Origin of the sequence: Burkholderia sp. ABCPW 11 (assembly GCF_001523445.1) — a bacterium.
Classification (GTDB): Bacteria; Pseudomonadota; Gammaproteobacteria; order Burkholderiales; family Burkholderiaceae; genus Burkholderia.
Map to the genome: position 1 here is coordinate 435,648 of NZ_LOVM01000046.1, position 6,000 is coordinate 441,647.

The 6,000-nt window shown below is 66.8% G+C and carries 7 protein-coding genes; 5 read left to right on the top strand and 2 right to left on the bottom strand.

The features are described from left to right. Window positions 1-58 precede the first annotated feature (58 nt). On the top strand, window positions 59-769 hold the full coding sequence (locus WS61_RS20180; protein WP_059502730.1) for an HAD family hydrolase: 711 nt from the start codon (window positions 59-61) through the stop codon (window positions 767-769). Between the two features lie 85 nt (window positions 770-854). Beyond that, the gene (locus tag WS61_RS20185; protein WP_059502731.1) at window positions 855-2,027 is read left to right on the top strand and encodes a hypothetical protein; all 1,173 of its coding nucleotides are present in this window, start codon (window positions 855-857) and stop codon (window positions 2,025-2,027) included. Window positions 2,028-2,179: 152 nt separating this feature from the next. Here WS61_RS20185 and WS61_RS20190 read toward each other — a convergent pair whose 3' ends face one another. Further along, window positions 2,180-2,521 (bottom strand): cupredoxin family copper-binding protein, encoded by a 342-nt coding sequence (locus tag WS61_RS20190; RefSeq protein ID WP_059502820.1) that lies wholly within the window; start codon window positions 2,519-2,521, stop codon window positions 2,180-2,182. A 19-nt stretch (window positions 2,522-2,540) separates the two neighbouring features. Further along, window positions 2,541-3,485: a metallophosphoesterase gene (locus tag WS61_RS20195; RefSeq protein WP_059502733.1), complete on the bottom strand. Its 945-nt coding sequence runs from the start codon at window positions 3,483-3,485 to the stop codon at window positions 2,541-2,543. 253 nt (window positions 3,486-3,738) lie between these two features. Here WS61_RS20195 and WS61_RS20200 point away from each other — a divergent pair, with 253 nt between their 5' ends. The 3 genes from WS61_RS20200 to WS61_RS20210 all read left to right on the top strand — a co-directional run. Continuing rightward, window positions 3,739-3,948 (top strand): hypothetical protein, encoded by a 210-nt coding sequence (locus tag WS61_RS20200; RefSeq protein WP_059502735.1) that lies wholly within the window; start codon window positions 3,739-3,741, stop codon window positions 3,946-3,948. Between the two features lie 80 nt (window positions 3,949-4,028). Further along, window positions 4,029-5,780, top strand: coding sequence for an ABC transporter permease subunit (locus tag WS61_RS20205; protein ID WP_059502737.1), 1,752 nt, complete (start codon window positions 4,029-4,031; stop codon window positions 5,778-5,780). A gap of 11 nt (window positions 5,781-5,791) precedes the next feature. After that, the coding region (locus WS61_RS20210) for an ATP-binding cassette domain-containing protein (RefSeq protein ID WP_157692759.1) at window positions 5,792-6,000 on the top strand (209 nt) is incomplete at its 3' end.

The following is a 6,000-nucleotide window of genomic DNA, read 5'->3' on the forward strand; positions in this document are numbered from 1 at the left end:
TCTCATGTCGCCGCCCGCGTAACATACGTGGCATCGTGCTTGGCTTACGGAGTCTTTCATGCCAGTTCGGGCCGTGATATTCGATTTCGACCTGACGCTGGCGGATTCGTCCGCCGCGATCGTCGCGTGCACCGAGCATGCGCTGGACCGGCTCGGCGCCGCCGGCCCGACGCCCGCGCAGATCGGCGCCGTGATCGGGCTGCCGCTGCCGGACATGTTCCGTTCGTTGACGGGCGAAACCGGCGCGGCGCGGGCCGATGCGTTCGCGCGGCACTTCGTGGCGCGCGCCGACGAGATCATGGTGTCCGGCACCCGCATCTATCCCGAAGTGCCGCCGCTGCTTGCGGCGTTGCGCGAGCAAGGAATCGCCGTCGCGATCGTGTCGTCCAAGTTTCGCTACCGGATCGACGCGATTCTCGAACGTCACGGCTTGCAATCGCGGGTCGACGTGGTGATCGGCGGGGAAGACGTGCAGCGCCACAAGCCGGACCCCGAAGGGCTCGTGCAGGCACTGGCGCGGCTGGGTCTGCCTGCCGCGGCGGCGGTCTACGTCGGCGACCACGCAGTGGACGCGCAGGCGGCCGAGCGCGCCGGCGTGCCGTTCGTCGGCGCGGTGAGCGGCATGACGTCGTTCGAAGCGTGGGCGCGCGCCGGCAAGCAGGCTGTGCCGACGCATATCGGCGAACTGGCCGGCATCGTGCAGCAGATGCAGCGCCGCTCGGGCGAAGCGTGCGCCGACGTCGAACCGGGTGCGCAACCGGCCGGCTGACCCGTTTTCCGCAACGGGCCGGCAGCGCGCGACGGATTCTGCGACCATCGCCGTTCAAGTCATATCCGCCACTCGAGTCGCCGCCATGTCCGTCATATCCGTCGCCTTTGCCCGCATCCGACGCGCCGCGCGTGCGCTGCCGGCAGCCCGAGCGTTTTCATCCGCCGTGCCGCTTGCGGTAGCCTGCGCGGCGGCGGGTATGCTGGCCGCCACACAGCTGGCCGAAGCCGTCACGCCCACGCAGCGCGAACGCCTCGAAGCGCCGGTCAAGGCCGTCGCCGACCAACGGGTGACCGTCGACACGCCGCAGGGCCGCGCGATGCTGCCCGTCTACGCCGATCATCCGCTCGACCGGGCCGCGCCCGACGTCACGCGCGTGTTCATCGTGATTCACGGCACGCTGCGCAATGCCGACGCGTACTACGCAACGGGGCGCAAGGTCGTCGACAAGGCCGGTGCGCTCGGCGCGGGCACGATGGTGGTCGCACCGCAGTTCCTGACACGCGCCGACGTGCGCGCGTTTTCGTTGCCCGCACCGACGCTCGCGTGGACGCAGGAAGGATGGAAGGGCGGCGACCCGGCGCGCGAGCCGGGCCCGATCAGCTCGTTCGCGGCGCTCGACGCGCTGCTCGCGCATTTCGCCGACCGCAGCCTGTACCCGTCGTTATCCACGGTCGTCGTGATCGGTCACTCCGCCGGCGCGCAGTTGCTGCAGCGTTATGCAGTAGCCGGGCGCGAAGGCGATGCGCTGGCGCGGGCCGGCGTCGCCGTGCGCTACGTGGTCGCGAACCCGTCGAGCTACCTGTATTTCGACGACGAACGCCCGAATGCCGACGCGCTTGCAGGCGGCGCTTGTCCGCGCGCGACCGAATGGAAGTACGGGTTGAAATCGGCGCCGCCTTACGTTGCGTCGCAGGACGTGCGCGATCTCGAGACGCGCTACGTCGCGCGCCATGTCGTGTACCTGCTCGGGCAGGCCGACACGAATCCCTACACGCATTTCATCGATCGCTCGTGCGCGGCGATGGCGCAGGGGCCGTACCGGTTGGCGCGCGGGCTCGCCTATTTCGATTACCTGAAGAAGCGGCATCCGGACGATCTCGCGCAGCAGGTCGTCGAAGTGCCGGGTGTCGGGCATGACGGCCTCGGCATGTTCACGTCAGCCTGCGGGCTGGCCGTGTTGTTCGGGCAGGCGTTGCCGCCGTCGTGCCCGGTCGTCGCCGGCACCGCGCCGGACCTGCGCGCAGCGGGGCGGTGAGCCTGCGTGCAAGGCTCGCCCGTGACGAAAAGCGATCGAACGGAAAATGCAGGAATCGCAAGCGAATCCGTCTGCCTGGCGAGCGAAGGGGCGATGGCCTTTGCAGGCGACTGCCGCCCGTGGTTCGCCCGCGCGGTGCGTAGCGGGCCGCGTCATTCGACGGTGATCGTCTCCTTCATGTACGGATGAATCCCGCAGAACACCTTGTAGACGCCCGGCTTGTCGAAGCGGAACGCATACGTCTCGTCCTGGTCGAGCGCCTTCGAATGAAAGATGCCGGCGTCGTTGACGACGGTATGCGGCTCCGCGTCGAGATTCTTCCACGTGATCGTCGTGCCGGCCTTGATCGTGGTCGACATCGGCGAAAACATGAAATTGCGGATCGTCACGAGCGGGCCGCCCGGGCCCTGCGCGAATGCGGCGGGCGGCGTGCCGGCGGCCGCGCCGCACAGGATCAGCATCGCGACGATTCGAGCGCGTTGGAAGCGGATCATGTCGTTCTCCTTATTTTGATCACGCGAGCGTCGCATCGTGCAGCGACGACGCGACCGGGTGACCTGCGAATTCGACGGTCGTCACGCCGAGCATCGACGGCAGCCGGTCGTGCGGCACCGTGAGCGGGACGGGGCCCGGGCCGTTGCCGGCCGTCGGTTGCGGGAACGCGGTCGAGCGGGCGGTATGAAACGTCACATTGCCCTCCACCTTCGACACGATCTGATGGATGTGTCCGTTCAGGACGGTGACCGAGCCGAAGCGGCGCAGCAGCGCCATCGTCTGCGGTGCGTCGCCGGTGCCCCAGCCCCACGGTTCGTAGATGGTCCACATCGGCATGTGCGAGAACACGACGATCGGCGTGCTCGACGAGCGGCCTTTCAGATCCTGTGCGAGCCACGCGAGCTGCTCGTCGCCGAAGCTGCCGAGCCCGTTCGGCTTGAAGTGCATCACGTTGACGAGGCCGATGAAGTGCACGCCCGCATGGTCGAAGCTGTAATAGCCGCGGTTGTCCGACGCCTTGCCGAATCGGCCGAAATATTCGGCGCCCGAACCGTCGGTGACGTCGTGTTCGCCGGGCACCGTATGCAGTTCCGGCACGCGCAGCGCGGCCAGCAACTGCGACGCGTGATCGAATTCTTCCGGCTTCGAGAGGTGCGTGATGTCGCCGGTATGGATCGTCAGCGCGGGCAGCGCAGGCATCCCGTTGACGAGGTCGATCGTCTGCTTCAACGTGGCCGACACGTCGGGATTCGCGTCCTTGTTGAAACCGATGTGCGTATCGCTGATCTGGACGAACAGCGGTCGGCCCGCGTCGGCCGGGCGCGCGTCGCCGGTCTGCGCGAGCGCGAGGTCGAACGGGGTGAGGATGCCGCCCGACAGCGTGAACAGCGTGCCGAGCCCGCCGAAGGCCATGCACTGCAGGGCCTTGCGGCGCGACGGGCGGGTGGGGGTCGATGAAGACATGTAAGCCTCGCATTCGTGTAACGAAACCGGACGGCCGGATCGTCCCTGGAATAAGCCGGCGCCTTCGCATGCGATACCGGCGAGGCGGCGCATTTATTCCCGACCGTTGCGGGATCGACTCCGTGTTCGGGGCCGACGGCGCGATGCATGACGCCCGCCGGATGACCTGTCAATGTCCTGTAAGTGACACGTCACATTTGCGTCACGACCGCCCGATAGCCTCCCACTCCGAATCACCTCTCCGGAGCCCTTCATGCCGAACTTCGCGGCAACGGACACAGTCGATGCGGTCGGTCACCGCATGCGCACCCTCGGCCTCGCGCCGTTTTTTCTGATCGTTGCTGGCGGCATCGCCCATGTCGGCATTCATCCCGGTGCCGGTTTCCGTTTCGTCAAGGCAGGCTCGGTGCTGCCGCTCGCGCGGTCGGCCATCCCATACCGGGCGCTGCACGGGCTGTCCTGATTCGCACCGCGGGTGCGCCGCCCGGCCGCGCGGCACGCGGCCGGACCCATCGATTTTCAATTCGACACAAGACGCTACCGATGGATATCAGTTTCGATCCGAACCGCACCGCGAACGCCTCGGCGTGGCGCGTGCTGCCCAACCGCTGGGATGCCGTCGCGTTTCCGCTGATCATCTGCGTGCTGGCGATGGCGATCGTCGGTTTTCACCAGACGATGGCGCCGATCGGCGTGCTGCAGACGCAGAAGATCTCGCTCGATCCGGCGAGCCTGCCCGAATACGCATTGCGCACCACGCTGCGAATGCTCGCCGCGATGGTCGCGTCGCTCGTGTTTATGCTCGTCTACGGCACGCTCGCCGCGAAAAGCCGCCGCGCGGGCATGGTGCTGATCCCGATCCTCGACATCCTGCAGTCGGTGCCGGTGCTCGGCTACATCTCGTTTACGGTCACGTTCTTTCTCGCGCTGTTTCCGGGGCGCGTGCTCGGTGCGGAGCTGGCCGCGATCTTCGCGATCTTCACGAGCCAGGCATGGAACATGACGTTCAGCTTCTACCAGTCGCTGCGCACGGTGCCGCGCGACTTGAGCGAAGTGTCGCGCGGATTTCACCTGACGTCGTGGCGGCGCTTCTGGAAGCTCGAAGTGCCGTTCTCGATGCCGAGCCTGATCTGGAACATGATGATGTCGATGTCGGGCGGCTGGTTCTTCGTCGTCGCATCGGAGGCGATCACCGTCGGCAACCAGACGATCACGCTGCCGGGCATCGGCGCGTATCTCGCGCAGGCGATCTCGGACAAGAATCTCGGCGCGGTCGGCTGGGTGATCGTCGCGATGTCGGTCGTGATCCTCGCCTACGACCAGTTCCTGTTCCGCCCGCTGGTCGCATGGGCCGACAAGTTCCGGATGGAGAACACCGCGTCGGGCGATGCGCCGCAATCCTGGCTGCTCGACATGATGCGTCGCACGCATCTGATCCATCAGTTGCTCGTGCCCGCCGGCTGGCTGCTGTCGCAGGCCGCGCGGATTCCACTGCGACTGCCGGCGCTGAAGGGCACGCGTGCGCGCGGCGCATCGTCGCGCCGTTCGTCGCGCATCGGCGACATCGTGTGGGGCGCGTTCGTGATCGTGCTGACGGTGTACGTCGTGTGGCGCGTCGTCAGCTTCGTCGCGACCGGCGTGACGATGGCCGAGGTCGGCCACGTGCTCGTGCTCGGGCTCGTGACGCTGCTGCGCGTGCTGGTGCTGATTGCGATCGCGTCGGCGATCTGGGTGCCGCTCGGCGTGTTGATCGGGCTGCGCCCGAAGCTGGCCGAGAAGGTCCAGCCGCTCGCGCAGTTCCTCGCCGCGTTTCCGGCGAACCTGCTGTTCCCGGTGTTCGTGATCGTGATCGTCCGCTTTCACCTGAACGCCGATATCTGGCTGTCGCCGCTGATCGTGCTCGGCACGCAGTGGTACATCCTGTTCAACGTGATCGCCGGCGCGATGTCCTATCCGAACGACTACAAGGAAGCGACGAAGAATTTCCGCATCCGCGGCTGGCAGTGGTGGCGCCAGGCGATCCTGCCGGGCATCTTCCCGTACTACGTGACGGGCGCGATCACCGCATCGGGCGGCGCGTGGAACGCGAGCATCGTGTCCGAGTTCGTACAGTGGGGCGACACGAAGGTCGTCGCGCACGGTCTTGGCTCGTATATCGCGCAAACGACCGCCGCCGGCGATTTCCCGAAGATCATCCTCGGCATCGCCGTGATGTCCCTGTTCGTTACCTTGTTCAACCGCCTGCTGTGGCGTCCGATGTACGCCTATGCGGAATCCCGGCTCCGTCTCGATTGAGAGTAAGCGCGATGCAAAATTCGACCGTTATCAACGCCCCCGTCAAGACGTCCCAGCCGCTGCAGCCGCCCCGGCTCGGCGAGGAAATCCTGCGCGTCGAGCACGTGAACCGCGGCTTCAACAAGACGCAGGGCGAGCTGCTCGTGCTCGACGACGCGAACCTGTCGCTGCGCGAAGGCGAGATCGTCGGCCTGCTCGGCCGCTCGGGCTCGGGCAAGTC

Coding starts and splice junctions, on each gene's coding strand:
- WS61_RS20180 (WP_059502730.1), top strand. CDS start 59: ATGCCAGTTCGGGCCGTGATATTCGATTTCGACCTGACGCTGGCGGAT.
- WS61_RS20185 (WP_059502731.1), top strand. CDS start 855: ATGTCCGTCATATCCGTCGCCTTTGCCCGCATCCGACGCGCCGCGCGT.
- WS61_RS20190 (WP_059502820.1), bottom strand. CDS start 2,521: ATGATCCGCTTCCAACGCGCTCGAATCGTCGCGATGCTGATCCTGTGC.
- WS61_RS20195 (WP_059502733.1), bottom strand. CDS start 3,485: ATGTCTTCATCGACCCCCACCCGCCCGTCGCGCCGCAAGGCCCTGCAG.
- WS61_RS20200 (WP_059502735.1), top strand. CDS start 3,739: ATGCCGAACTTCGCGGCAACGGACACAGTCGATGCGGTCGGTCACCGC.
- WS61_RS20205 (WP_059502737.1), top strand. CDS start 4,029: ATGGATATCAGTTTCGATCCGAACCGCACCGCGAACGCCTCGGCGTGG.